Below are 26,234 nucleotides of genomic sequence, written 5' to 3'. Positions count from 1 at the left end.
TGATGGACCGCGACACCCGCAATGCGGCGATCGGCGCCGCCTGGGTTTTGCTGCTGTTCGGCATCGCAGCCTATTATCTTCCAGCAGTGATGCTGGCGGTCGGCAAGGTCTCGACGGTGCTTGCCGGTGTCGTCGCGGCGATCTTCATGGTGGCAATCTTCGTCGTGTTTTGGCTGCGTAGCCGCAGCCAGCGCAAAAAGGGAAAGTGACATGCGCATTCTGATTACCGGCGCGGCAGGCATGGTCGGCCGCAAACTCATCGCCAGGTTGGCCAAGGACGGGACGCTCGGCGGCCGCAAGATCGCCGCGCTCGATCTTCACGATATCGTGCCGCCGCAAGCGCCGGTGCTCGAAGGTGTCAGCATTACCCTCCACACCGGCGACCTTGCCGCACCGGGAGCGACCGCAAATCTGGTCGCGCCGCGCCCCGACGTGATCTTCCATCTCGCCGGCGTGGTGTCGGGTGAGGCGGAGGCCAATTTCGATCTCGGCTATCGCGTCAATCTCGACGGCACAAGGGCGCTGTTCGATGCCATCCGCTTGGCCGCCTATACGCCACGCGTCGTCTTCACCTCGTCGATCGCCGTGTTCGGCGCACCGTTTCCCGAGATCATTCCGGACGAGTTCCACCCGACGCCGCTGACCTCGTACGGCACGCAGAAGCTGATCGGCGAGGCGCTGCTTGCCGACTATACGCGCCGCGGTTTCTTCGACGGCATCGGCATCAGGCTGCCGACCATCTGCGTCAGGCCGGGAAAGCCGAACAAGGCGGCCTCAGGGTTCTTCTCCGGTGTCATCCGCGAGCCGCTGAGCGGCCATGAAGCGATCCTGCCGGTGCCGCGCTCGGTCGTCCACACACACGCCAGCCCGCGTTCGGCGGTGAATTTCCTGATCCATGCGGCTCAGATCGAGGGCAGTGCCGTCGGCCCGCGCCGCAACCTGACGATGCCGGGCGTCGCCGTCACCGTCGGCGAGCAGATCGAGGCGCTGGAACGTGTCGCCGGCGCCAAGGCGGTGAAACTGATCCGCGAGGAGCCCGACGAGACGATCTGGGCGATCGTGAAGGGCTGGCCGACGCGCTTCGAGGCGCGGCGCTCGAGGGAGCTTGGCTTTGCCGCCGAAACGAGCTTCGACGAGATCATCCGCGTCCATATCGAGGACGAGTTGGGGGGCAATATCCCTAGTTAAAGCGCCCCGATCGGACGCAACGAGGTCAGGCGCCAGTCAGGCTGGCCGAGAGCAGCAGCAGGCCGAACAGGAAGACGAAGGCGGCGCCGCCGATCTCGACGAAGGAATGGATGCGGTTGCCCATGCGGCCGTCGCCGGCGAAATACACCGCCCAGTTCTTCGCGGTCACCGCAAGCGTCGCCAAGGCCGAGACGGTGATTGCGGTGCCGAGCGCCATGGCCAGCACCGAAAGGATGCCGCCGAACCACAGCCCGTTCAGCAAGGCGAAGCTCAGCACGATCAGCGCGCCTGAACAGGGGCGGATACCGACGGCAGCCACCGCCGACCAGGCCGTGCGCCAATCGAAGCGATCACCGGAAAGCAGCGCCGGGTCGGGCGCATGCGAGTGCCCGCAGGTCTCGCAGACCTCGCCCGCCGCATGGCTGTGGTGATCGTGCGCAGCATGGGCGTGGTGGTGGTCGTGGGCGCCGTGATCGTGATGGTCATGCGCATGATCGTGGTGGTCATGTGCATGAAGCGCGTGGGAATGTGCCGCATGGGCATGCGCGGAATGCGCATGGCCGGCATGTGAATGGCCGGCATGGGCAGCCGAGAGGCTGTAGCCCGGATTTGCGCCGAACAGGCGAAGGATGGCCGGGCCTGCCTTGCGCCAAAGCAGCCAGGCGCCGAACAGAGTGACGAAGACATAGCTCATGATTTCGAGGAACCATGCGGCGTCTGTCATCGAGACAGCAGTGCCGCGCAGCAAGAAATAGGCGACCAGCATCACCACGATCGCGGTCAGCGCCTGCAGCAGGGCCGAGACGAAGGACAGCATGATGCCGCGCCGGAGCGCCACTTCATTGGCCACCATGTAGGACGAGATCACCGCCTTGCCGTGACCGGGGCCGGCGGCGTGGAAAATGCCATAGGCAAAGGACAGGCCGATGAGCAGCCACAACTTGCTACCGTCCTGGCGCATCGCCTTCATTGCGCCGGCAAGCGCATGATAGAATTCCTGCTGGCGCAGATTGATCCACATCAGGATGTGGGCGAACGGGCCGGTGGCGGTTGGAGCCATGCCGTCATTGGTGCCGATGCCGAGCGAGCTCTGGGCGTGGGCGGAGCCGAGGAAGTGCGTCATCACAAAGGCGACGGCCAGAAGGCCGATGGCCAAACGCAGGGACGGTTTCGTCACTGGATCTATCCTTCCGGCTGACAGGTCAGTTCGAGCTTGGTGGCGAAGATCTTGCTCATGTCGGTGCCCGTCGGATCATTGAAGAAGGCATCGGTCAGGGTCTTCTGGTTCTCGGCGATCGCCTCGTCCGGGTTTGGGCGGACAACCTTGCTGGTGCAGGTCGGCGGCAACCCATCGACCTGCAGATTAGCATCCTCGGTGAAATCGATCGCGGTGTAGAAGGTCGGGTCGTAGACGCCGATATCTATCTTGCCGCTCAGTTTGATCGGCACCTTCGGTTCAGATTCAAACAGGATGATCAACTGGTCATTGTCGAAATTGGCCATCAAATGCGGCGGCGGAGTCATTGCCACGTCCTTGCCGTCGACGGTGACGAGCTGGAAATAGTTGAATTCGGCAAGCGAGGCATGGACGGTATCGGCGACATCCTTCAGCTCCTTGTCGTCGAGTTTCAGGTCGGAATTCTTGTCGAACTCCATCATCACCGTGCTCGAAAACAAATCATCGAAGCGCCAGACATGGCGCAATGCCTTCACAGTTTGGTGATCCGGGCCGAGGACCACTTCGAGGCGGGCTTCAGCGAAGACGTGGGGATGCACCTCAGCCGGTCCGACGGCGGCAAACGTCGCGGTCAAGGCCGAAGCCAGCATCATTGCTTGCCGTTTCAGGTGCATTCTCGGTCGCGATTCAATCGGCTTCGGTGAATTGCCGACAGTTACCAGAAAGCGGGCGAAAATGGGACCGCAACGCGGCTGAAAGCTCATGCGTTGTCCAGCGCCTTGAACCACTGCACCAGGAAGTCGACGAAAACGCGAACTTTTGCAGGCAGATAGCGCCGGTGCGGATAGACGGCAAAAATGCCGCCGCCGGGCAGAATGCGGTCATCCAGCGCAGTCACCAGCTTGCCGCTTTCGATGTCGGGCGCGGCGATGAAATCCGGCAGGATGGAAAATCCCAATCCAGCCACGGCGGCCGCCCTCGCCGCCATCGGGCTGTTGACCTCGATCGGGCCAGAGACCGAAACACTCACCGTATCGGCACCGTCGCCCTTGAACGGCCAATTGGTCAGCCAGCGGCCGTTGGTGTCGATGATGCAGGGCACGCGGGCAAGGTCTTGCGCCCTGACCGGCATGCCGTGCTTGGCGATCAGTTCGGGAGACGCGCAAAGCCGTACCGAAAATGGCGCCAGGCGCCTGGCGATCAGCGAGGAATTTTCCAGCCGCGAAATTCGCACCGCCAGATCGAAGCCCTCCTCGACCAGATCGACGAAACGGTCGTCGAGATGGATGTCGAGGACGATGTCGGGATGCTGCTTGGCGAAATCGATCAGCGACTGGCCGATCGGCGCGTCGGCAAACGTACGCGGCGCCGACAGCTTGATCCTGCCGCGCACGTCGCCGGAGGATTCGCGCACCGCATCGGCAAGGCTGTCGACCTCGCGCACGATCTCCGAGGCGCGCCGGTAGTAGGTGTGGCCGGCCTCGGTCAGGGAGAACTGCCTGGTGGTCCGATTGAGCAGCAGCGCGCCGAGTTCGTCCTCCAGCTCGCGCACATATTTCGACAATAGCGCCTTGGAGCGGCCGATCTTGCGCGCCGCCGCCGAAAATCCTTCGGCCTCGACCACGTCGATGAAGGCGCGCATGCGGGTCAGCGTATCCATGTCATGCGCCTCCTTGGTGGGCCGAAAGGATGCGGGCGGCCAGCGCAATCAGCTGCCGGTCGCTGTTCTTCGGGCCGAGCAGCGAAAGACCGAACGGCGCCCCGCCGGTCTTGCCGAGCGGCAGCGTGATTTGCGGAAAACCGGACAGGCCGGAAAGGCAGAGCAGTCTCAGCGCCCGCTCGCGATAGGTCTGCAAATCGTCGAATGATGCGGCCTTGAGCGGCGCGGCACCGGGAACGGTCGGAAGCACAAGAACGCCGTCCTCGCCAAGCAGATCGGCAAGCTCGAGGCGAAACGAAACGCGACGTTCCGTTTCGTGCTGCGCGGTTGCCGCGTCGACAGTCGCGCCGTGCTCGAAACGCTCCTTGACACCGGGTCCCAGCATGCGGTCGCCGCCGGCGATCCAGGCGCCGTGACTTTGCCAGGCTTCATAGCCTTGCAGCTTGCGGAAGCACCAATAGAGATCGTCGGTCGAATGCGACAGCGGCCCGACGCTGCGCTGTGCGCCCAGCACCGAAGCGACACTGCGGAGCATGGCGCGATATTCGTCGGCCTCGTGCGGGCCGAGCACGAGGCCGTCCAGCGCAGCGAGAGTGACGGGGCGTCTCAGTTCGTGGGAATGCGGATCGTCGCCGAGCAGCACCGTGCCGACCTTTTCGTAGATGACTATGTCGCTTGCGAACCAGCCGAACGTGTCCAGCGAAGGCGCCAGCGGCATGGTGCCGTCGAGCGGGATGCGGCCATGCGTCGTCCTGAGGCCGACCAGGCCGCAGAAGCTTGCCGGCGCACGGATCGAGCCGCCGGTGTCGGAGCCGGTGGCGATGTCGGCCAGCCCGCCGGCAACCGCCGCGGCGGAACCGGAGGACGAGCCGCCGGTGATGCGGTCGGGTGCTGCCGGATTGATCGGCGACGGGAAATGCGCGTTCAGCCCCAGCAGGGAAAACGCCAGTTCATCAGTCTGCGTCTTGCCGACGAAGCGGGCGCCCGAATCAAGCAGCGCCTGGACGGCCGGCGCGGTGGCCATGGCCGGTGAAGCGTCCCGGTACTTCTGCGGATTGCCGCAGCCGGTGCGGTAGCCGGCGACGTCGAAGATGTCCTTTACGGCAAGCCGCAAGCCGGCAAGCGGGCCGGATTTCGCATTGGCTACAGGGGTTTGATCAAGGTCGAGAAAAGCGTTCAGCGGGCCGCGAGTGCCTGTCATGCGTTCGATATCCGGATGTGCTTGCCGCAGCATTGTTCTTCTGGTTGCCGCAGCATTGTTCGATGCCACAAATTTTACAACCTGCCATACGATTTTTATTGCTTGTGAAATCTTTCGATCTTATATCGCGCTTGCCCAAAGTCGCACGTGCCTGTGGGTGTCCGCCGATCCTCGAATGGTGAGGGTAATCGGTAAGGTAACTGGAGCCAACCCCTCCAGTCGGTTTAGCGGCCAACCGCCAACCGAGGACACCTTGAAGCAACGACGGTGCGGGCCTTTCTGGTGTTCTGCCGGTCGTCCAAAGACCGGGGTTACTGAAGAGGCACACCTTCATTGCCGGCAGTGCGGACGGGTCTCCCATCCAAGCCAAGGCAGACAAAGCGAACCGAGGCCGGGCAAGGCCAAGGTTCACCGCCGCGAGACGGCGCTTCATGGTTCCGGGGTCTCCACCGGCTGGTTCCATGGATTTCCGTCCCGCCTTTGTCCACCGCGTGTTCGCGAGGCCGAGAGCCCGCGTCCGCAAGCCTTTGTGCGCGCCGAAAGGCGCTGATGGAGAGACCCGATGGCTACCCAGCGCATCCTTGACTTTCTCGCCACCCGACGTCCGAACGGCCCGTGCCTAGTCGTCGACCTCGATGTCGTGCGTGACAATTTCCGCGCCTTCGAGAAGGCGCTTCCCGATTCCAAGATCTACTATGCGGTGAAAGCAAATCCGGCGCCGGAAATCCTGCGCCTGCTTGCTGCGATGGGCTCGTCCTTCGACACCGCTTCCGTTGCCGAAGTCGAGATGGCGATGGACGCCGGTGCGCCGGCGGACCGCATCTCCTTCGGCAACACCATCAAGAAGGAGCGCGACATCCAGCGCGCCTACCAACTCGGCATCAAGCTGTTTGCGGTGGACTGCGTCGAAGAAGTCGAGAAGATCGCTCGCGTCGCTCCCGGCACCCGTGTGTTCTGCCGCGTCCTGACCGACGGCGAGGGCGCCGAATGGCCGCTGTCGCGCAAGTTCGGCTGTGTGCCGGCGATGGCGGTCGACGTGCTGCGCCATGCCAGGGCGCTCGGCCTCGACGCCCATGGCGTGTCGTTCCATGTCGGCTCGCAGCAGACCGACCTGACCGCCTGGGACCGTGCGCTGGCCGACGCCAAGAAGGTGTTCGCGACGCTGGCCGACGAAGGCATCGTGCTGAAGATGGTCAATATGGGCGGCGGCTTCCCGACCCGCTATCTCAGGGATGTGCCGGTGGCGCAGGCCTACGGCCAGGCGATCTTCTCGGCGCTCAGGAAGCATTTCGGCAACGCCATCCCAGAGACGATTATCGAGCCGGGCCGCGGCATGGTCGGCAATGCCGGGGTGATCAAGTCGGAGGTCGTGCTGATCTCGAAGAAGGCCGATAACGACAATGTGCGCTGGGTGTTCCTCGACATCGGCAAGTTCGGCGGTCTCGCCGAGACGATGGACGAGGCGATCCGCTATCCGATCGTCACCGCGCATGACGGCAGCGAGACCGCGCCTTGCGTGCTCGCCGGACCGACCTGCGATTCGGCCGACGTGATGTACGAAAAGACGCCGTACCCGCTGCCCTTGTCGCTGACCATCGGCGACGAGGTGCTGATCGAGGGCACCGGCGCCTACACGACGACCTACGCCTCGGTCGCCTTCAACGGCTTCGAGCCTCTCCGATCCTACGTGATCTGAGGGCTCGCAAGAGTTGCTCAGATCATCCCCGGTGGGCGCCTGTCGCCCGCCCGGGCTCGCCTGTGGAACAATCCGCTTGTGAAGGATCGCGGAAATGAACATTGCAGATCTCATCGTTGAAGGCGTGGGAATCTCCCCCCTCGAGGGGGAGATGGCCGCGAGGCGGCCAGAGGGGGTCGGTTCGACTGGACTCGGCCTCCTGCCGGAGATGGAGGCCGGCGCTTCACGCGCGACAACCCCCTCTGTCGCCTTCGGCGACATCTCCCCCTCGAGGGGGGAGATTGCGGTCGTCGCCGAAACCGCCGCCGACGTCCCGGCGCGCGAGGCTTTGCTCGATCGCGCCATGGGGCCGAAGCGCCGGAAGAAGTCGTCGGAAAAGCTACGGCGCGGCCGCCGGCCTTCCGAGGGCCTGGCCTTTGTCGCGCGCGACGCGTCGGGCACTGTTGCCGGCACGGTGCGGCTGTGGGACGTGGTGCTGGGCGAGGGCGGCAAGGCAGCGCTGCTGCTCGGCCCGCTTGCGGTCGACCCGGCGCTGAAAAATGCCGGCATCGGCTCGGCGCTGATGCGCCATGCGGTCACTGAGGCCGAGCGGCTTGGCCATGCGGCGATCCTGCTGGTCGGCGACGCGCCCTATTACGAGCGCTTCGGGTTTTCGGCCGCAAAGACCGGCTCGCTGGCCATGCCGGGGCCTTACGAGCGGCACCGCCTGCTGGCGCGGGAACTGGTCGTCGGCGCGCTCGACGGCGCGCAAGGCACGCTGAAGGCGGCAGGGCGCAAACTGAAGGCACAGAGGCTGCCCCTCGCTGCGTGACGGATCAGAAACAAGCCGCCCATTGCACGGCGGCTTGTTTTCATCCCTGACCGGAGTGGATCAGCCGATCAGCTGGCTCAGCGCCATGGCGACGCTCATGTCGCCTTCGACCTTTATCTTGCCGGACATGAAGGCCATGGTCGGGTTGAGGTCGCCTGATATCAGCGAGTCCAGATCGTCGAGCGACAGCTTTATGGTGCAATCGGCCGGCGCATCGGTGGTCGAGACATCGGCGCCGTCGATGACGATGACGCCGTCGCTGCCGGTGTCGAATTTCACCGAGCGATCGAACCCGGCACTCGCCACGCGCGACCTGATGTTGTCGGCAATCTCCTGAACGCTCATGGCGGTTCTCCTCGTCTGCTTGCGTTTGTCGCGCGCCGGCGCTTCGATCCGGCCGAAAGCCGCTTGCCTGGTTTTACAGCCACGGCCGCCGGCGCATATAGCTTCGGGTTGACGTTTACGTCAACGCAGTTCCCCGAGGTGAAGATGGGCTTTATCGCCGCAGCATCACGCGGGCATGGTTGCCGGTGCTGTCCTTCGCCAAATTCAGGGATGCGGTGCTGGTGCCGAGCATGAACGTGCAATCGGCGGCCGAGACCTTCCAGCGCGCCGGCGCCGAGGAATTGGCGGTGGTCGAGGATTTCACCGACCGCGAGGTGGTCGGTCTGCTGACCGAAGGCCACCTGATGCGGCGCTATGCCGAAGAACTCGACAAGGCGCGGCGCGATCTGTCGGGCGAGGGGTAGCCGCGTCCTGTCCCGATAGCGATGCGACACACATGTCGGCTGCTGCGTAAGGAGGGCACGTCAACGGCCCGCTAATCGCCGGCTCCGAAATCCGATTGCGCGGACTGTCTTCCTCCTTGTGGAAGAGTGTCTTGAAGAAAAGAGCGTCGGGAACCGCCTTGATCACTTTTGCGATCACGGCGGTCGCGAGCACGGCAAACGCTAGGCGACCGAGAAGCACGCTCGTGACATCGGCGCCAAGTGTGACAACGACCAACGTATCCTCAATGAGGCTATGGGCAAAACCCATGAACACGCAGGCAAGGAATATCTGACGCGGCTCCGCGCTAGGCGTGCGCGCCTCGCGGATCAGCAGTCCTGCGCCATAGGAAATCCCGAGAAACAGGCCAACAGCGGCGAAAGGTACCGTCTGCTTTTCGATGCCGGCGAGCCGAAAGAGCGGTGCAAGCCCTCTGTTCATCCACTCCAAAATGCCCGACATCTTGAGAAGCTCGATCACCCAGCTCAGCGCAAGCAGAACAACGAGCATGATGCCCAGGGTTTTGAGCGTACCCAGGAGAAAGCCGCCCCAGTCGGTGCTTTCATTCGTCGGCATCCACGCCGGCTTCACCGGTCCTGACAGCCATCCGGTCACGGTGAATATCTGATGCAGAAGGACAGCAAAGACCAAACCCCCGCCAATACGAAGCGCCGCGGTGACCAGGAAGCTCGGCCCGGCCCTCTGAATGATCCGTTGCTCGATCGGAATGGCATGTGCAAACAGCAAGAGAGCCGAAAGAACCGTCATGTCGGCAGTGCTGAGCGCCGAAACCGGAACCAAGGTGAATACGATCACAAGCGCGCCCCAGATCCCGACCAGCAATCCCGTCAGCCAGGCAAAGGCGAGTTCAGGTGGCAACCCCACCTGCAACATGAGCGGGGAGAAGAACGGAGAAATCGCCTGGATGACGCCAAGGTCCTGCAGCAGCCGCGTGGCAATCGCAACCGGAACGATCACGCGAACCAGTTCCCAATAGATTTCAAGCGTCTCCAATGTCTTGCGATAGAAGGCGACGCAAATTGCCATCATGCTGCTCCATCATCCCTGGAGCCATCTGAGTAGCGTGAGACGCTTCGCATTTGTGGTCAAAGTTGGCGATTCTGTGCAATAAAATTGCAACGCACCGACGATGAGCGCGACCGACATGGACAAGATCGACAGAAGGCTTCTCAACCTGCTCCAGGATGATGCCTCACGAACTAACGCCAAACTGGCGGGATTAGTCGGGCTTTCCCCTTCGAGCTGCCTGCGCCGCATACGACGACTGAAGAAGAGCGGTGTCATCAGCCGCGTTGTCGCGCTTCTCGCACCGGCAAAGGCTGGCCGGGGCTTGAAGGCGATCGTCGCCGTCGAACTGGAGCGTCATGGCGAGCAGTTTATGCGGGACTTTCTCGAGTTGGCCGCTCAGGAACCGGCCGTCACTCAGGCCTACAGTGTGAGCGGCGAAACCGACGCCGTCCTCATGCTCCGCCTGACGGATATGGAAGAGTTCGATGCGCTGTGCGAGCGACTGTTCCGAGACCGAAGCAACGTCGCGCGATACCACACGATGTTCGTGATCCGAACGGCCAAAGAAGTGACCGCAATTCCACTGTAGTGTTCGGGTTGCGATAGACCTGCCAGGCCGTGAATTCAGCGGCCCGGCGGAGAAACTCTACGAACATTTCAATATGCCGAAAGGGGGTAGTGCAGGCAGCTTGGAGGCAACGCCTCGCGCACGCGAGGACAATCGCCAGCGCCGAATGTCGGAATTGGGCGCCAGCTCGACGCATTTCATGGCGCCTCCCTCACGCCCAGGCATGAAGCTGTCCTTGTTGGCTCAAGGAGAATTTGCATGCGTGGTCATTGCTTATGTGGCGCTATTGCCTTTGAAGTCGATGGCCCGGCACAGGCCTGCGTGGTCTGTCATTGTGAAAGTTGTCGGCGGCAATGTTCTGCGCCGATGACCTCCTATATTGGCGTCTTGAACGGCCAATGGCGATGGCTGGGCAAGCTACCGAAGGTATTCAACTCTTCTCCCGGTGTGGAAAGAACATTTTGCGATCACTGTGGCACGCCGCTGTCCTTCCGCTCAAAGAATATGTCTGATGTCATGCATTTTTTTGCGGCAGCGATGGAGGAGCCAGAAAAATTTGCACCTACGCTGCATGTCGCTTTTGAGGAGAAGCTCCCTTGGTTGAAATTCGCCGACAACCTGCCGACTCGTTTTGAGCCTGACTATACGAAAGACTAGGATCTGCTCGCATCGAGACAAACGGTGGAAGCTGCGGACAGCATCCGGAAGCGAGATGATGCCTCCGTCCATCCAAACGGCGGTCGAACATTATCGATCGCGGCTGCTCTCGACCTGCTTGAGCGGCAGCAGGTAGGCGATGATCTGCTGATCGCCGAGTGCTGGATCAAAGCCAATAATGTCGGAGGCGAAAAGGTCGTGGGCGGGGCGGGAGCGATCGTAGTTGCGCGACATCTCGAGCCCAGACTATCCGGCTCTATAGTGGAGCGTTACGGCGACCCAGCAGCAGAGCGATGCCCAACGCCGGAAGCGTCGCCGTCGCGACGGCGAAGAAGACGAATTGCAGCCCGGCCGACCCAGCGACCAAGCCGAGCGCCGGACTGCCGAAGCCGAGCGCCACGTCGAGGAAGACGGTGTAGAGTCCCATGGCCAGGCCGCGGCTGCGTGGTGGAAGATGGCTTACGGCCTCGGCACCGAAACCGGGATAGACCAGCGAGTAGCCGAGGCCAGTCAGGCCCGCTCCGATGGCGGCGAGAACGGGCCCGGGCGCAAGCCAGATCAGCATCAGCCCTGCAGCCTCGACCGCCACGAAGATCACGGCGACGCGCGCGCCCCCTAACCTGTCAGGCAGGTGGCCGAAGCACAGCCTTGCCGCGATCAGCGACGCGGCATAAGCGGTGAAGGGAAGCCAGACCGGCTGCCAGCCGCGTTCGGCAAAGAGCAGCGCGCCAAAGGACAGGATTGCGCCATAGCCAAGGCTGCTGAAAGCAGCTCCGACGCCGGGAAGCCAGACCGCTTGCGCCACGCTCGTCCATGACTGTCGCGCGGCGCTCGCGGCGAGGCTGGTGCCACGCATAGGCAGGATGGCAAGCAGCGTCGCAAGTGGCAGGCCGACCGTCGCGAGTGCGATCGCGGCGAAGCCGCTCGCCGCGTAAAGCGCAGATCCGATCGGCGCGCCTAGCGCGAGCGCCGCGAACATCGCCGTGCCCACCCAGGCTATGACCTTTCCGGAGTTCTGTCCGCCCGCAAGGGAGAGGCCCCAGGCGACGCCGCCTGTGATGATGAAGCTCTCAGACGCGCCCAGTACCGCCCGGCCGGCGAAGAGCGCCGATGCGGACGCTACCGGCCGGTCGAGCAATGCCAGCGAGCCGAGGTAAATGAACCCCGCCAGGACAGCGGCAATGAGGCCGACGACGACGGCCCGCTTGCCGCCGCGCCCATCGGCATAATTTCCGGCTCCAATGCGCGACAGCATCGAGGCGACGAACTGGCTACCCGTCACCAGCCCGACTGCGAAGGGGCCGAAGCCGAGCTGCTGGTGAAGATGCAGCGGCAGGACGGGTAGTGCCAAGCCGATCAGGAGGAAGCCGGCGAAGACAGCCGCCATGATTGGCACCAGTTCCGCCATCGCGCCATTTCGGTCAGAAGTCCGGGCCATTGTGGCCACCGATAACACGTTGACAGCCGGGCTGTTCCGATCAGTAACGTTCGTAGGTCACGCGCCAGCCTTCGGCCGGATTGTCCGGCGTCAAGGTTGCGGACCAGGGAGGACTCGATCGTGATGACGAAGGTCTTGTCCTGGTCGTTGATGGCGACCGGCCCGTAATAGGCTTCGTAGCCATTCGCCGTGTAAGGCGTGTCCGGCGCCTTAGCGTCGGGGTTCTGGGCCTGCACCGAGAGGGTGCCGGCCTCGGTGAAGATGACCTGGCCGGAATATGTCACGGGCTTGAGGTTTCCCTCGGCACCGGCCTCGAGCGACCTCATGCGCCATGCGCCAATGATCGGGGACTCTTGGGAGAAAGCCGGCGTGGCGACCGAAAGCGCAAGCGCAAGGGCAGCGATCTTCAATCTCATCGTCATATGTCGTTGTCCTTTTTCTGGTTTGTGGGTGCGGACAGGCCGTCCGCCCAATCTTCGCTTACACCGAAAGCATGACCTTGATGGCGCGCCGCTCGTCCATGGCGCGGTAGCCTTCAGCGACCTCGGCCAACGGCAGCTTGAGGTCGAAGACCTTGCCGGGCTTGATCCTGCCCTTGAGCACACGGTCCATGAGGTCGGGCAGGAAGCGGCGCACCGGCGCGGGGCCGCCCAGCATGCGCTTCTGGCCGAAGAAGAGATTCTGGCCATCGAAGCTCACGCCATGCGGCACGCCGACATAGCCGATGGTGCCGCCGGGGCGAGAGCAGGCCAGCGCCTGGTCGAAGGATTCCGCCGTGCCAACGCATTCCAGCACCGAGTCCGCGCCGACGTCCTTAGTGAGCCCTTTGATCCGGGCCACACCTTCCTCGCCGCGCTCAGCGACGATGTCGGTCGCGCCGAATTCGCGGGCGAGTTTTTGGCGGCTGGCGTGCCGGCTCATGGCGATGATGCGCTCGGCGCCCATCTCCTTGGCCGCAAGCACGCCCATCAGGCCGACCGCACCGTCGCCGACCACCACCACCGTCGATCCTTCTCGGACCTCGGCTGCGTCGGCCGCATACCAGCCGGTGCCGAGCACATCGGACACAGCCAGCAGGTCGGGGATGAGTTCGGCCGGCGGCACCTCGGCGGTGGCGACCAGTGTGCCATCCGCCAACGGCACGCGGGCGTAAGGCGCCTGCGCGCCCGACATGAACTCGCGCTGCACACAGGACGACTGGAAGCCGAAGCGGCAATGCGGGCAGGTATTGTCGGAGAGGCAGAACGAGCCGACGACGAACTGGCCGGGACGGACCGTGCGCACCTCTGCGCCGACCTCGACGACGATGCCACAATATTCGTGGCCCATATGCATCGGGCCGTTGACCGGCTGCAGCCCGCGATAGGGCCACAGGTCCGAGCCGCAGATGCAGCTCGCCGAGAGCTTGATGATAGCATCCGTCGGGCGAAGGATCCTTGGGTCTTCGACTTCCTCGCAGCGGATGTCGCCGGGCTTATGAAGAACGGTTGCGAGCATTTTGCTTTCCTTTCGTTCAATCGATGTCAGGCGCCGTAGTCGGCGTCGCTGACGTGTTCCAGCCAGTCCACCACCTTGCCGTCTTTGACCTCCTGGAGGGCAATGTGGATCATGGCCGTCTCGGGTGAGGCACCGTGCCAATGCTTCTCGCCGGGTGCGAACCAGACAACGTCACCGAGACGGACCTCCTCGACCGGCCCGCCCTCGCTCTGAACGAGGCCGAGGCCGGAGACGACGATCAACGTCTGTCCAAGCGGATGCGTGTGCCAGGCGGTGCGGGCGCCCGGCTCGAACGTCACCTGCGCGCCCTGCACGCGCGCGGCGTCGAACGGGTTGAACAGCGGATCGATCCGGACCGTGCCGGTGAACCAGTCGGAAGGCCCCTTGCCAGACGGCCTGGTGCCTGCGCGAAGAATATCCATGGTGATCTCCTGTCAGATGCGTTCGATGCGAAGCGGGAACTTGCCGCTTACGCGTAGGGCCTCTTCGGCCGCGTCGAAGCGGCCGAGCCTGATCAGCCCGGGATGGCGGTAGTCGGTGTAGAACATGGCGAGATTGCCCCAGGGCATGAAGTAGCAAAGGTCGTATGGCCGCTCGTTGCCGAACGGGCCGCTGCCCTCCTCGGTCAGCTTGCGCGGCAGATAGGCAATCTTCTCGTTATGCGCGTAGTCGTCGATGGTGAGATTGAGCGGCAGCATGGTGAAGAAGTCGCGCGCCGACGGATTGTCGTAGAGCGTGGCGGTCATGGTCCGGCCATTGAAAATCATCTTGATCTTCATGTCGGTGGGCTCCTGGCTGCCCTGCTGGCTGCGGGCGGCCCGCGGCAGGACCGTTGCCGCGAGCGCGCCGCCGAGCAACGCGCGGCGGCTGAGGTCCGGACGGTCGATCGTCATGGCTGCCGTCATGGCTGCGACCTCCGGGCCAAATGCGATGCTGCAAAGGCGGCGAGCGCCGATCCACAGAGCAGCACCGCGCCGAAAGTGAATGCACCCCACCAGCCGACCGTATCGAAGAGCGTGCCGCCGATGGCGGCGCCGCCGGTGATGGCGAGCTGGATGACGGCTACCTGCAACCCGCCGCCGGCCTCCGCGTCGTCCGGCAACGTGCGGCAGAGCCAGGTGCCCCAGCCAACGGGCGCGGCCGTGCCGAAGAAGCCCCAGGCAACGAGCAGCGGCGCTGTAGGAATCGGCAGCGTACCGAAGGCGATGAGCGCTACGGCCAACGCGGCCATGACCAGCGGGATGACGACGAGGATGCTAAACAGGCGCGTGCGCAAAAGCCGGCCTATGCAGAGGGTGCCGAGCACCCCGGCCAGCCCCATCGCCAGCAGGATCGCCGAAAGCGCGGCGATGTCGAGCCTAGTGACGCTCTCGAGGAAGGGCCGCAGATAGGTGAAGAGCGCGAACTGGCCCATGAACAGCATCATGATCGACGCCATGCCGGTGGCGACAGGAAGACGGCCGAGGAGCGCCAGCGGATTGCCTGGACGCTTCCTCCGGCGCGGGGGCAGCGCCGGCAGGCTAGTCCACTGCCAGACCAGCGCCAGGAGCCCAAGCGGCACGACGAGGAAGAAAGCGCCGCGCCAGCCGACATAGGCGCCAAGAAAACTGCCCAGCGGCGCGGCGATGGTGGCCGCAATGGCATTGCCAGCGTTTAGCATGGCGAGACCCTTCGGAACCATGTCTTGCGGCACGAGGCGCATGACGATCGCGGTCGACATCGACCAGAACCCGCCGATCGCGATGCCGAGCAGCGCCCGGCCGACCATGAGGAACGCGTAGTTCGGCGCGAAGGTGACAGCGAGCCCGGACACGATCAGGAGAAGGGTGAAGCCGGTCACGACCAGTCGGCGGTCGATCCGGCGCGTGAGGCCGGCGACCAGCAGGCTGGTCACGACGGCGAAAGCGCCCGAAATCGAGATCGCCTGTCCCGTGCGGCCCGCGGTGATGCCGAGATCGGCCGCGAGCGGCGACAGCAGGCTGACCGGCATGAATTCCGATGCGATGAGCACGGAAACACACAGAGCCATCGACAGCACCGCGCCCCATGCGGCGCGGTCTTCGACAAGCCTTGTGTCGTAGGTCGTTTCCATAATTGGCATCCTTGCTAGGCGACCGGGCGGATCAGCCGCCAATCCCCGTCGCGATGCCAGAAGATATTGCAGAGGAACCCATTCTATTAGACTAAGTAATTCGCATGGACTTATCTGCTCATGATATAAATGTCCGACGGGAGGTGCCCTATGCAGCGCGATGGGATGAAGGATCTGCTCTGGTTCGTGGCGGTCGCCCGGGAGCGCAGCTTCACCAAGGCGGCGGCCAAGCTCGGAACCTCGCAGTCGACCCTGAGCTCGACAATCAAGGAGCTTGAAGGTCGTCTTGGCGTCCGCCTGCTGACACGTACGACGCGGAGCGTCGCTCCGACCGAGGCCGGCGAGCGACTTTTCCAATCTCTTGTTCCCCGCTTCGAGGAAATCGAAGCCGACCTTGCAAGCCTGGTGGCCTTTCGCGACAAGCCCTCTGGAACGGTCCGCATCACGCTGTCCGACCATGCGCTCCAGACGACCGTCTGGCCGAAGCTGCAGCCCTTGCTCAGCGACTATCCTGACGTGTGCGTCGAGCTCTACAGCGACAACGGCATGAAGAACATTGTGGAGGAGCGTTTCGATGCAGGCGTGCGGCTTGGTGAGAGCATCGACAGGGATATGATAGCAGTGCGCATCGGGCCGGATTGGAGGCTCGTGGCCGTGGCTTCGCCGGAGTACTTTTCCCGCCATCCGGTTCCGACCGCACCGCAGGATCTGGTCGATCATGACTGCATTAATATGCGGCAGGCGACGTTCGGCGGATTATATGCCTGGGAATTCGCCAGGGATGGCCGCGACCTTCGTGTGCGGGTGGAAGGCCAACTCACCTTCAATTCGTCCATTCCCATGATCGAGGCTGCGATAAGCGGTTTCGGAATCGCCTATGTCCCGGAAAACCTCGTCAGCCACCACATCGCCAAGGGATGCCTTAGGCTCGTGCTTGACGACTGGAGTCCGCCATTTGCGGGCTATCACCTCTACTACCCGAGCAGGCGACAGCTCTCGCCTGCGATGGCGGTGATCGTTGAGGCGCTCCGCCATCGCATCTGACCCCAAGACTGCGCCTATGGATCATGAAGCTGACATTGGTAAATGGTAGGTTCTGACCCAAGCCATTTGACTTCTACGCTGCGGGCGGCTGCTTTCGTGAAGAGTTTCGGGCGCCGGCAGGCGTACGAAACTCTTCACGAAAGGAACCCGCGGGCCACAGTCGACGGCTATGGGGATTTCGAATTGCGGCCGATGTCGGCGATAACTCAACCGCCGCTGGGAAGCGCGGGGGTGGATGCGGACAGGCCGCTTCGTTGTGCCTCCGCGCGGTTTAGCCGGCCGTGCACGTGGCTCGTCGCGACTCCGTCGGTTGCGATAGTCACCATGGACACGCGTGGGTCCGTTGCCGGAGGCTGGATGCCTGAGGCCTGAATCTGGATGATGTCATGCCGGATCATGGGGCGGTCTCCCGGTTCGGCGCTCTTGAGGCGGGCGGTCCGCGTGGCTGTCTCCACCGTTCGAACGTCTCGATGATGATCATGCGTCCGCCGCAGCAGGGGCATGGCGGGCGGAAGTCGTCCGGTTCGCCCGGTGTGTCGTCATCGGGCGGCGCGGCGACATTTAGGAGTTGGCGGGCGAGCGCGAGGCTGGCCTTGCGGGCAGAGCCGGCGAGCAAGCCGTAGTGCCGAATGCGATGGAAGCCGCGCGGCAGCACATGGAGCAGGAAGCGGCGGATGAACTCCTCGGCAGCAAGCGTCATTACCTGCTGCATGTCAGCGCCGTCGCGACGGTAGTCCTTGTAGCGGAAGGTGACGCCGGCCTCATCGAAGCCGATCAGGCGGCGGTTCGAGATTGCCACGCGGTGGGTGTAGCGCGACAGATAGGCGAGCACCGCCTCCGGCCCGGCGAACGGCGCCTTGGCGTAGACCACCCAACACTTCTTCCGAACAGGAGCAAGGTGGTGCAGGAATGCGCGTCGATCGGACAGGTGCACCAGCGATCCGAAGAAGGCGAGCCGCCCGGCGTCGTGCAGAGCGACCAGCCGGGCGAGGAAGAGCCGTCGGAACAGTTTGCCGAGCACGCGCACCGGGAGCAGGAAGGCCGGCCGCGAGGAGACCCATCGGCTTCCGCCCAGTGCGATGCCGCCGCCCGGCACGATCATGTGCACGTGCGGATGGTGGGTCATCGCCGATCCCCAGGTGTGGAGCACGGCGGTGATGCCGATGCGCGCGCCGAGGTGTTTTGGATCGGCTGCGATCGTCAGCATCGTCTCCGACGCCGCCTTGAACAGAAGGTCGTAGACGAGGGCCTTGTTGTGGAACCCGATGTCGGCGACCTCAGCGGGCAGCGTGAACACGACGTGGAAGTAGCCGACCGGCAGCAGGTCGGCCTCGCGCTCGGCAAGCCATGTCCGCGCCGCCTTGCCCTGGCACTTCGGGCAGTGCCGGTTGCGGCAGGAGTTGTAGGCGATGCGCCATTGGCCGCAGTCCTTGCAGGCCTCAACGTGACCGCCGAGCGCTGCGGTGCGGCAGTTCTCGATCGCCGACATGACCTTGAGCTGAAGAAGGCTCAGGTGACCTGTCTGGGCGGCCCGATACGCAGACCCGGCTGCGCGGAAGATGTCGGCGACCTCGATGGAAGCGCGCACGGCTCAGCCGTCCGGCGAGATCTCTGCTGGCCTGAACAGGCCGAGCTTGTCGAGCGGGCTCGTGACCGTGCGAACCGTCCGGGTCGCGACCTTGGCGTAGAGGGCCGTGTTGTTCAGCTTGGCGTGCCCGAGGAGGACCTGGATAATCCGGATGTCGGTGCCGTCCTCTAGCAGGTGGGTCGCGAAGCTGTGACGCAGCGTGTGCGGCCCGACCCGTTTTGCAATGTCGGCGGCCCGGGCCGCCTCGACGACGATCCGATAGAGCTGCCGGGTGCTGATCGGCTTCATCGCGTGCTGCCCGGGGAACAGCCAGCCGTCGCGGTGCATCACGCCCTGCCGCCGCCCGACCTTCCACCACTCACGCAGAAGCGTCAGCAGGTCCTCCGAGAGCATCGCGTTGCGATAGCGCCCGCCCTTGCCGCGTTCGACACGCAGCAGCATGCGCTCACTGTCGACGTCGGCAACCTTCAGCATCGACACCTCGGCGACGCGCAGGCCCGCGCCATAGGCGACTGACAATGCGGCCTGGTGCTTGAGACACGTGGTGGCGTTGAGCAGCCGGGCCACCTCGTCGCGGCTGAGCACCACGGGCAGGTTGCGCGGATGCGCCAGCCGGACAAGCCTGCGCGCCAGATCCGGGCGGTCGAGCGTGTGGGTGAAGAAGAAGCGCAGTGCCGACACGATGCTGTTCATCGTCGGCACGGGGACGCCGTCCTCCTGCTGCTCGATCTGGAACCGGCGCAGGTCGTCGGCGGTCGTCGTGTCCGGTGAGCGCCCGAGGAATGTCGCCAGGCGTCCGATGTCGCGGAGGTAGTTGCGCTGCGTCTCGCGTGAGAAACGCCGCAGGTTCATGTCGTCGATCAACCGCTGGCGCAGCGGGCTGACGAGTGTGTCGAGATGGGAGTGCTGCATGGTCGGGCTCCTTATTGAAGAAGCCCGTCATGCTCTGCCGCTGCCGTGCGACGCTCAATGCAGGCGCGATGCTCGGCCTGTGCCCCCTAACCTCAGCCGCAGGCGCCCTCCCGCGCAGCGGGTTCGTTCACCGCCTCAAAGCAGACGTGTAGCTCGCTCGCCTCTATGTCTGTGATTGACACAGAAGCAGTCATCGAAAAGGAGCCAAACTCGCAGGCTGAACTGGCCAAGAATTCTCGTGGATAGCCGAGGTTTTTCTCGAGCCCAGGCCATGTCTTGGTCGTCATCGGATAGGACAGGGCAGGACAGGGTTGTCCAGTTATCCCCCGGCAAGACGCGGCAGCAGGAAAATCTCCGCGCCTTCCGGCAGTTCCTTCGACCAGGTATCGCGATAGATCGTCCCGTCGATGGCGACGGCGATGCCGCGATCGATGTACGGCTCGAGGCCGGGATACTGTTCAGCCAGTTTCCTGAACAGCTCCCTTATGTCATTCGCCTCGATTTCGACCTTGCTCTTGCCTCCGGCGATCGCGCCGAGCGACCCCCAGAGCGTTACTTCGACCATCAGCCTCCCCGTTCCGCCTCGAGCGCCGCCAGGATGCGCGGCGGCGACATCGGAATATGCGTCATGCGCACGCCCGCGGCGTTTGACACCGCATTGGCGATCGCCGCCAGCGGCGGCACGATCGAGGTCTCGCCGACGCCGCGCACCCCGTAAGGATGGTTAGGATTGGGGATCTCGAGAATCTGTGTGTCGATCATCGGCAGGTCCGAGCAGACCGGGATCCGGTAATCCAGGAAGCCAGGGTTCTGCAGCCGCCCGTCCTTGCCGTAGATATACTCCTCGTTGAGCGCCCAGCCGATGCCTTGTGCGGCACCGCCCTGGTACTGCCCCTCGACATAGGTCGGATGCACCGCCTTGCCGGCGTCCTGAACGACGGTGTAGCGCAGCACCCTGGTGGAGCCTGTCTCGGGATCCACCTCGATATCGCAGATATGGGTGGCGAAGGAGACGCCGGCGCCGTCGGCGACGAGCTCACTGTGGCCTGCGATCGGTCCCCCCGTCTTCCCTGACGCGGCTGCGATCTCCTTCAGCGACAATGCTGCAAGGTTGCCGTATTTCTCGCCCTTGGCAATCGCGTGACCTTTTTCCCAGACCACGTCGTCGACGGGAATGTCCCACATCTGTGCGGCGCGTTCCCGCAACACCTTGATGGCGTTGCGAGCGGCCGAGATCGTCGCCATGGAGGAGGAGAAGGTGCCGCGGCTGCCGTCCGTCATATCGTTGTAGCCGAGGCTGGAGGTATCGGCGACCACCGCCTTGATTTGCTCATAGGGGATGCCGAGCTCCTCCGCCGCGACCAGCGACAGCGACGCGCGGGAACCACCCACATCGACAGTGCCGACGGCAAGGGAGACCGAGCCGTCCATGCCGATGTTGAGGTCGGTGCAGGTCTGGCCACCGAAATTGAACCAGAAGCCGCAGGCCATTCCGCGGCCCTGGTTCTTGCCGAGCGGCGCCTTCATGTGCGGATGGTTCTTCACCGCCTCCAGCGTCGGCCCGATGCCGATCGGGCCGTATACCGGTCCATAGGACGATCTGGTGCCTTCCTGCGCCGCGTTCCTGATCCGGAACTCGACCGGGTCCATGCCGATCTCCTTGGCCAGCTCATCGACCGCACTTTCCACCGCAAACGCCGCCATTGGAGCCGACGGCGCGCGATAGGCCGCGGTCTTGGGCCGGTTGACCAGCACTTCGTAGCCGACCGTCCTGACGTTCTCGAGCTTGTAGCAGGCAAAGGCGGTCATGGCGCCGATCTCGGCCCACGTGCCGGCATAGGGGCCGCAGCTATAGCGCAGCGTCGCCTCGGCCGCCGTGATCGTGCCGTCCTTGCGGGCGCCGATCCGAACATCGATCGAGGTGGCGCTGGTCGGGCCGGAGGCGCGGAACACCTCGTCGCGCGTCATGACCAGCTTGACCGGCCGCCCGGCCTTGCGTGACAGCGCCAGTGCCACCGGCTCGGCCCAGACATGGGTCTTGCCGCCGAAACCGCCGCCGATCTCCGAGGAGGTGACGCGCAGCTTCGAGGCTTCCATGCCAAGCAGTTGGGCGCAGTGCTGGCGGTAGACAAAATGGCCTTGCGTACAGACCCACAGGTCGGCGGTGCCGTCGGAGCTGACATTGGCCACGCAGGCATGCGGCTCGATATACCCCTGGTGCGTCTGCTCGGTCTTGAAGGAGCGTTCGACGACGAAATCGGCCTGGCCGAAACCTTCATGGATGTCGCCATGGCCATACTGGGTGCGCTTGGTGACGTTGGACGGCTTGACGGCCTTTTGCTCGAGGCCCTCGGTGAAGATGGCGTCGTTGACCAGAGGTGCGGAGTGCTTCATCGCCTCGTCGACGTCGGTGACATGCGGCAGCACCTCGTAGTCGACCTCGATCAGCTTCAGTGCCTGCCTCGCCGTGCGGGCATCGACCGCAGCCACCGCGGCCACGGCATGGCCGTCATAGAGCGCTTTCTTGCGCGCCATGCAGTTGTCGAGGATGTCGTACATGGCGGCATCGCCGTCGGTGAGGTCGGGCAGGTCGGCCGCGGTGATCACGGCCTTGACGCCGGCGAGCTTCTCCGCCTTCGACGTGTCGATCTTCCTGATCGTGGCATGCGCATGGGGGCTTCTGAGAACGCGCCCGACCAGTTGCCCGGCCATGTTGAAGTCGGCGCCATAGCGTGCGCGGCCCGTCACCTTGTCGACGCCGTCGGGACGGATGGGACGCGTGCCGACAGAGGTGAAATTGCGTCCGGAGTAACGCGGATCGAAATTCATCGTCATGCTCCCTTCATCACGCTGGCGGCGTCCTGAACGGCACGCACGATCTTGTCATAGCCGGTGCAGCGGCAGAGGTTCCCGGCGAGGCCGAAGCGGATCTCCTCCTCGGTCGGATCGGGGTTCTTGGCCAAAAGGTCCTTCGCCGCTATCAAGAAGCCCGGCGTGCAGATGCCGCATTGGAGTGCGGCGTGTTCCAGGAATTTCTGCTGCAGGGGATGCAGCCTGTCGCCATGCGCCATGCCCTCGATGGTCTCGACGTGCCGGCCCTCGGCCTCCGCGCCGAGCACCAGGCACGAGCACACCAGCCGATCGTCGAGGATGATGCTGCAGGCCCCGCAGTCGCCGGTGCCGCAGCCTTCCTTGGCGCCCGTCAGCCCCAGGCGATCGCGCAGGACATCAAGCAGCGTCTCGTCCGGCTGGCAAAGGAACTCGACATTGTCGCCGTTGATTGTCGTTGATACTGCCACACCAGCCATCATTTGCCTCCTGCGCGTGCATAGGCGGTCGTGGCGGCCCGCCTGGCCAGCACACCCGCAACTTTCCGTCTGAATTCGATGGTGCCCCGCTTGTCGTCGATGGGGCGGCAGGCCCCTGAGCAGACCTTGGCGAGCCTCTCCAGCGTGGCTTCGTCCAGCTTGGAGCCGATGAGAACCTCGGCGGCCTCCTCGACCAGAATCACCGTCGGCGCCACGGCGCCCAACGCCAGACGGGCGGATTTGACGCGACCTTGCTCATCGAGCGTCAAGTTCACGCCGGCGCTTACCACCGCGATGTCCATCTCTGTGCGCGGAATGAAACGCAGATAGGCATCGCCCGAACGCGGCAGACGGCTGTCGAGCAGGATTGCCTCGATGATCTCGCCCTTGGCCAGCGACGTCTTGCCCGGCCCAGTCGGCACCGCTTCCACGGCAATCGTGCGCCTGGCTCCCGGGCCGACGACCACAGCCTTGGCGCCAGCGGCCACCAGCGCCGGCACGCTGTCGGCGGCCGGCGAGGCGTTGCACAGATTGCCGACGATGGTGCAGCGTCCCTGCACCTGCTTCGAGCCGATCAGCTTGGCCGCTTCGACGACGCCAGGCCATGCCTTCTGCAGGGCCGCGTTCTCGCCCAGCAATGCGCAGGGGACCGCCGCGCCGATGCTGAAGCCCTCGGCTGTTTCCCTGATCTCGCCAAGCCCGTCGATCGCCTTGATGTCGACGATCAGGTCGGGTTCGATAAAGCCGCCTTTCATTCGCACCAAGAGGTCGCTGCCTCCGGCGAGGATGGCGGCCGTGCCGACTGATCCGGCCAACTGGCCAACGGCATCTTCCATTGAAAGCGGACGTATGTAGCGCATCGTCTCCCCTTAGTGGTCATAGTCACATCAACTGATATAACCGTCTCTTCACAATGGCCATCCTGTTCGTGCATTCGCGGATTAGGCCAGGCGCCGCAATTTCATTTTGCTCGTCCACTGGACGCACCGCCAGCCACTAATGCTCGATCGGTCCCTTCGGCATGACCAGCGCCGTGCCAGCAGTCGTCGGGCGCTCGATCATGCGGCGGACGCGCGCAGTCCAGCACCGCGCCGACCCATCCGTAAGTCATCCGTAAGTGCGCTCCCTCTACGTCCTGTTTCGAACCAGGCGACATGTCTGCGCGGTATAGAGGGGAACGAATATGAGCACGCTTCTTGCACCAATTGTGATCGGCCCCGTGTCGGTCTTGAATACCTCGGTACGTATCGATGGGCCGCTTCCCGGGTCGAGCATTTCCCTCTTGGTAAACGGCATACCTGTCCCTGCCGTAGATGCCGGCGCCACAACCACCACTTTTGTACCAATCACCGCAGGCTCCCTCAACGTGGGGGATGCGCTGACCGCACGCTGGACACTCGGCGCCGAAACCAGTGACCCAAGCCCGGTCCCGATCGTCGTGCTCGGGTATCCCTCGACGCTTGGCCCATTGGTGTATTTGAGCCAGGTGCACGAGTGCGTCGACTGGGTGCTGATAGGCGCAGCCTATCCTGGCGCCACGGTCGAGATTTTCAACGGCGGCGTATCGATTGGCAGCGATACCGCACGCGGAAATGTCGTACCCGTGCGCATACGCGGGCCGATCCAGGCCAATGATGTCCTTAACGCGATGCAGTCCGTTCAGACGCCCGGCGGACTAGTGAAGAGCAGTCAGACCCCGAGCTTGCCCGCCGAACCGACGCCGTATCGGGAAAATACCATGCCGGCACCGGCGGTCGGCCCAGTTCCTGGCTGTGCGCAAGCAGTACCCGTCAGGGGGTTGGCTCAAGGCGCCACCACCAAAGTCCACTTCAATGGCGACGTGCTGGAATATCCTTTCGTTGGTGCAAACCTGCTAGCGCTGCTCGGCCGCACCGCGCATAATCCGGACGTCTTCAGCGCCACGCAGCACTTCGAGCGCTGCAATGCATCAAGTCCGTCGTCTGCCCCTCCGGTGATCGTCGACGAAACCTTGCCGGTTCGAAAGCCCGTAATCGGGACCGCACAGTATTCCTGCCCGGCAGCCCGTGCTTTGCCTATTTCCAACCTCGAGCCCGGCGCGACATTGACGATCCAACTTGTCGATCCGACTTCGGGTGCAGCTACCGTGCTCGGGAGAATCGGAGTCGGCGAGGATGTGAGTTCCGGCCAATACTGGATTCCCGACGTGTCGGCCCTGATCCCGGCCTCGCCGCCGTTTCCATCGCTCGTCGTCATCCAGGAGCTATGCGGCAAGACAGCCACATCGGATAAGTTGCTGGTGGTAGGGTCTTACCAGGGCAGCATATTTCCGCCGACCGTCATGGAGCCTGCATTTGAATGTGCAAGCGGCGCTTTCGTCAACAGCGTCGACGCTGCGGTCGTACGTTTATACTCGGATGCGCCTGATTCTCCTGTAATCAGCAAGCCCGTATTCAGTTTTGGCGGCGCCGTCTGGGTCGAGACATTTCGGCCATTGCGCGCCGGCGAGCACATTCACGCCGAGCTGGAGCTTACTTGTCAGCCCCCCGCGCTTAGGGTCGGGCCCCCGATCAAAGTATCCGATCTGACCCCACTCAAGACGCCGGATATTCAACAGCCCGTGCGGGTCTTCCAGCGGTTAATTGGCGTATCGGGCGTAATCCCCGGGGCGCGCGTGCATGTGTTCGTGAACGGGAAGTGGCGGGCCAGCGATATGCCACTTGGTTGGACGACGTTCTTCTTTGCGATTTACGTGGGCGAGCTCAAGGTGGAAGACCAAATTACGGTGATGCAGACATTGTGCACGAAGATGTCTCCGCTCACCAGAGTTCCCGTCAATGTCACCCTCGGGGAAATGTTGCTCTCCGCGGCTCCCCCGTCCCTGATAGCGGGCCGGCCGGCGACGATAACCATCAAAGCAGTCGACGCCGACAACAAGTACCAATCGGTTGGCGGGACCATATCGCAAGGGGGCACGGTGGTCGGGGCCACCAACACACCGTTCACGCTATCTCCGCCGACCGGCCAAGCATCGGTCAGCTTGCAAGTTGCAGCCGTTGGCTACAAGACCGAGACCATCAGTATTCCCCTTACCGCGGCGCCGGTCGTCAAGCCGGCGATGCTGACGATAGCAACGGGTCTCTGGTTCAACGCCAGCAAGAAAGAAATCACTGAAATCACCTGGCACCTGCAGGGGCCATCCGGCAGCTTTTCAAAGACCGAAAAGCCGAACGCAGAGCCGGCGTTGGTTCAGTTCGCGTTGCCCAAGCCGGCCGGCGGCGGGTTCACGCCGTTCACTCTCAGCTGCGAGGTCACATTCCAGTTCCAGGATTTCAATTTCATCTCAGGCGTATCTGGGACGAGGTCGAGTGACTTTATCGAGGGAGGCCTCATAAAGCCGTCTCCATCAACCGTCGAGATGCATTGGAGCGGTACCGACCTGACGATCAACTTCCTGGTAAAGTGGATACAGCAGGGCGATTATTTCGTCATAGAGCTCATGTAGTCGAATCGCCAGCGGAAGGGCGTCAGGGTGGCTGGAGCGGTTCATCGTTTCACGGAAACGGCGAACCGCTCTGTCTCTTCCGGACGGAAAACCGTTTCACACTTTTCCTGGAATTG

At 63.6% G+C, this 26,234-nt stretch carries 26 protein-coding genes and 2 pseudogenes; 9 read left to right on the top strand and 19 right to left on the bottom strand.

What is annotated here, in order from left to right; all coding sequences use genetic code 11:
• Positions 1-2 precede the first annotated feature (2 nt).
• On the top strand, positions 3-209 hold the full coding sequence (locus NKH16_RS04705; RefSeq protein WP_352742037.1) for a hypothetical protein: 207 nt from the start codon (positions 3-5) through the stop codon (positions 207-209).
• Position 210: 1 nt separating this feature from the next.
• Positions 211-1,188 (top strand): D-erythronate dehydrogenase, encoded by a 978-nt coding sequence (denD, locus tag NKH16_RS04700; protein ID WP_352898511.1) that lies wholly within the window; start codon positions 211-213, stop codon positions 1,186-1,188.
• Positions 1,189-1,213: 25 nt separating this feature from the next.
• Here the strand turns inward: denD and NKH16_RS04695 are convergent, their stop codons facing one another.
• From NKH16_RS04695 to NKH16_RS04680, 4 genes are all read right to left on the bottom strand, one after another.
• Entirely contained in the window at positions 1,214-2,374 is a 1,161-nt protein-coding gene (locus tag NKH16_RS04695; RefSeq protein WP_352821197.1) for a nickel/cobalt transporter, read from the bottom strand.
• Positions 2,371-3,039, bottom strand: coding sequence for a DUF1007 family protein (locus NKH16_RS04690; RefSeq protein WP_352742033.1), 669 nt, complete (start codon positions 3,037-3,039; stop codon positions 2,371-2,373). The genes NKH16_RS04695 and NKH16_RS04690 overlap by 4 nt, the downstream gene beginning before the upstream one ends.
• An 86-nt stretch (positions 3,040-3,125) precedes the next feature.
• Entirely contained in the window at positions 3,126-4,025 is a 900-nt protein-coding gene (locus NKH16_RS04685; RefSeq protein ID WP_023675422.1) for a LysR family transcriptional regulator, read from the bottom strand.
• 1 nt (position 4,026) lies between these two features.
• Positions 4,027-5,226 carry an amidase gene (locus NKH16_RS04680; RefSeq protein ID WP_352898507.1) on the bottom strand — a complete coding sequence of 400 codons (1,200 nt, stop codon included), beginning with the start codon at positions 5,224-5,226 and terminating at the stop codon, positions 4,027-4,029.
• A 562-nt stretch (positions 5,227-5,788) separates the two neighbouring features.
• Here NKH16_RS04680 and odc2 point away from each other — a divergent pair.
• The gene (gene odc2 / locus NKH16_RS04675; RefSeq protein WP_352742029.1) at positions 5,789-6,922 is read left to right on the top strand and encodes an ornithine/lysine decarboxylase; all 1,134 of its coding nucleotides are present in this window, start codon (positions 5,789-5,791) and stop codon (positions 6,920-6,922) included.
• A gap of 208 nt (positions 6,923-7,130) precedes the next feature.
• Entirely contained in the window at positions 7,131-7,733 is a 603-nt protein-coding gene (locus NKH16_RS04670) for a GNAT family N-acetyltransferase (protein ID WP_352742240.1), read from the top strand.
• A gap of 60 nt (positions 7,734-7,793) precedes the next feature.
• Here NKH16_RS04670 and NKH16_RS04665 read toward each other — a convergent pair whose 3' ends face one another.
• On the bottom strand, positions 7,794-8,078 hold the full coding sequence (locus NKH16_RS04665) for an SCP2 sterol-binding domain-containing protein (RefSeq protein WP_352448193.1): 285 nt from the start codon (positions 8,076-8,078) through the stop codon (positions 7,794-7,796).
• Between the two features lie 203 nt (positions 8,079-8,281).
• Here NKH16_RS04665 and NKH16_RS04660 point away from each other — a divergent pair.
• Positions 8,282-8,482: pseudogene (locus NKH16_RS04660) on the top strand (chloride channel protein); the annotation flags it as partial.
• 256 nt (positions 8,483-8,738) lie between these two features.
• Here the strand turns inward: NKH16_RS04660 and NKH16_RS34985 are convergent.
• Positions 8,739-9,011 (bottom strand): annotated as a pseudogene (locus NKH16_RS34985) (nucleoside recognition domain-containing protein); the annotation flags it as partial.
• A 655-nt stretch (positions 9,012-9,666) separates the two neighbouring features.
• Here NKH16_RS34985 and NKH16_RS04650 point away from each other — a divergent pair.
• A complete protein-coding gene (locus tag NKH16_RS04650) occupies positions 9,667-10,119 on the top strand; it encodes an Lrp/AsnC family transcriptional regulator (protein ID WP_352698605.1) in 453 nt (150 codons plus the stop codon).
• 237 nt (positions 10,120-10,356) lie between these two features.
• Complete coding sequence (locus NKH16_RS04645) at positions 10,357-10,755, top strand: GFA family protein (protein WP_352898503.1); 399 nt, start codon at positions 10,357-10,359, stop codon at positions 10,753-10,755.
• Positions 10,756-10,845: 90 nt separating this feature from the next.
• Here the strand turns inward: NKH16_RS04645 and NKH16_RS04640 are convergent, their stop codons facing one another.
• From NKH16_RS04640 to NKH16_RS04610, 7 genes are read right to left on the bottom strand one after another with little or no spacing between them, the layout of a single operon-like run.
• Positions 10,846-10,989: a hypothetical protein gene (locus tag NKH16_RS04640; RefSeq protein WP_352742025.1), complete on the bottom strand. Its 144-nt coding sequence runs from the start codon at positions 10,987-10,989 to the stop codon at positions 10,846-10,848.
• A 22-nt stretch (positions 10,990-11,011) separates the two neighbouring features.
• Positions 11,012-12,142 carry an arabinose transporter gene (locus NKH16_RS04635; RefSeq protein ID WP_352821173.1) on the bottom strand — a complete coding sequence of 377 codons (1,131 nt, stop codon included), beginning with the start codon at positions 12,140-12,142 and terminating at the stop codon, positions 11,012-11,014.
• Entirely contained in the window at positions 12,112-12,615 is a 504-nt protein-coding gene (locus tag NKH16_RS04630; RefSeq protein ID WP_352742021.1) for a hypothetical protein, read from the bottom strand. Before NKH16_RS04630 ends, NKH16_RS04635 begins: the two co-directional genes overlap by 31 nt.
• A gap of 58 nt (positions 12,616-12,673) precedes the next feature.
• The gene (locus tag NKH16_RS04625; RefSeq protein ID WP_023675436.1) at positions 12,674-13,690 is read right to left on the bottom strand and encodes a zinc-dependent alcohol dehydrogenase family protein; all 1,017 of its coding nucleotides are present in this window, start codon (positions 13,688-13,690) and stop codon (positions 12,674-12,676) included.
• A 26-nt stretch (positions 13,691-13,716) separates the two neighbouring features.
• Positions 13,717-14,112, bottom strand: a complete 396-nt coding sequence (locus tag NKH16_RS04620; RefSeq protein WP_352742019.1) for a (R)-mandelonitrile lyase — start codon at positions 14,110-14,112, stop codon at positions 13,717-13,719.
• 12 nt (positions 14,113-14,124) lie between these two features.
• A complete protein-coding gene (locus NKH16_RS04615; protein WP_352742239.1) occupies positions 14,125-14,583 on the bottom strand; it encodes a cyclophilin-like fold protein in 459 nt (152 codons plus the stop codon).
• An 8-nt stretch (positions 14,584-14,591) separates the two neighbouring features.
• Entirely contained in the window at positions 14,592-15,782 is a 1,191-nt protein-coding gene (locus NKH16_RS04610; protein ID WP_352742017.1) for an MFS transporter, read from the bottom strand.
• 150 nt (positions 15,783-15,932) lie between these two features.
• Between NKH16_RS04610 and NKH16_RS04605 the strand changes: the two genes are divergently transcribed.
• A complete protein-coding gene (locus tag NKH16_RS04605; protein WP_352742015.1) occupies positions 15,933-16,826 on the top strand; it encodes a LysR family transcriptional regulator in 894 nt (297 codons plus the stop codon).
• A 394-nt stretch (positions 16,827-17,220) separates the two neighbouring features.
• Here the strand turns inward: NKH16_RS04605 and NKH16_RS04600 are convergent, their stop codons facing one another.
• The 6 genes from NKH16_RS04600 to NKH16_RS04575 form a co-directional block, all read right to left on the bottom strand.
• Positions 17,221-18,414, bottom strand: coding sequence for an IS91 family transposase (locus NKH16_RS04600; RefSeq protein ID WP_352742013.1), 1,194 nt, complete (start codon positions 18,412-18,414; stop codon positions 17,221-17,223).
• A 3-nt stretch (positions 18,415-18,417) separates the two neighbouring features.
• Entirely contained in the window at positions 18,418-19,326 is a 909-nt protein-coding gene (locus NKH16_RS04595) for a tyrosine-type recombinase/integrase (RefSeq protein WP_352821177.1), read from the bottom strand.
• A 319-nt stretch (positions 19,327-19,645) separates the two neighbouring features.
• On the bottom strand, positions 19,646-19,891 hold the full coding sequence (locus NKH16_RS04590) for a MoaD/ThiS family protein (RefSeq protein WP_352898495.1): 246 nt from the start codon (positions 19,889-19,891) through the stop codon (positions 19,646-19,648).
• Complete coding sequence (locus NKH16_RS04585) at positions 19,891-22,155, bottom strand: xanthine dehydrogenase family protein molybdopterin-binding subunit (protein WP_352742237.1); 2,265 nt, start codon at positions 22,153-22,155, stop codon at positions 19,891-19,893. Before NKH16_RS04585 ends, NKH16_RS04590 begins: the two co-directional genes overlap by 1 nt.
• A 2-nt stretch (positions 22,156-22,157) precedes the next feature.
• A complete protein-coding gene (locus NKH16_RS04580; protein ID WP_352742009.1) occupies positions 22,158-22,634 on the bottom strand; it encodes a (2Fe-2S)-binding protein in 477 nt (158 codons plus the stop codon).
• Positions 22,634-23,494: an FAD binding domain-containing protein gene (locus tag NKH16_RS04575; RefSeq protein ID WP_352742007.1), complete on the bottom strand. Its 861-nt coding sequence runs from the start codon at positions 23,492-23,494 to the stop codon at positions 22,634-22,636. The genes NKH16_RS04580 and NKH16_RS04575 overlap by 1 nt, the downstream gene beginning before the upstream one ends.
• Positions 23,495-23,817: 323 nt before the next feature.
• Between NKH16_RS04575 and NKH16_RS04570 the strand changes: the two genes are divergently transcribed.
• Entirely contained in the window at positions 23,818-26,118 is a 2,301-nt protein-coding gene (locus NKH16_RS04570) for a hypothetical protein (RefSeq protein WP_352742005.1), read from the top strand.
• Positions 26,119-26,234 lie beyond the last annotated feature (116 nt).

Source organism: Mesorhizobium sp. M1307, from assembly GCF_040318155.1.
Classification (GTDB): domain Bacteria; phylum Pseudomonadota; class Alphaproteobacteria; order Rhizobiales; family Rhizobiaceae; genus Mesorhizobium.
This window is presented reverse-complemented; position numbering and strand designations above follow the sequence as displayed.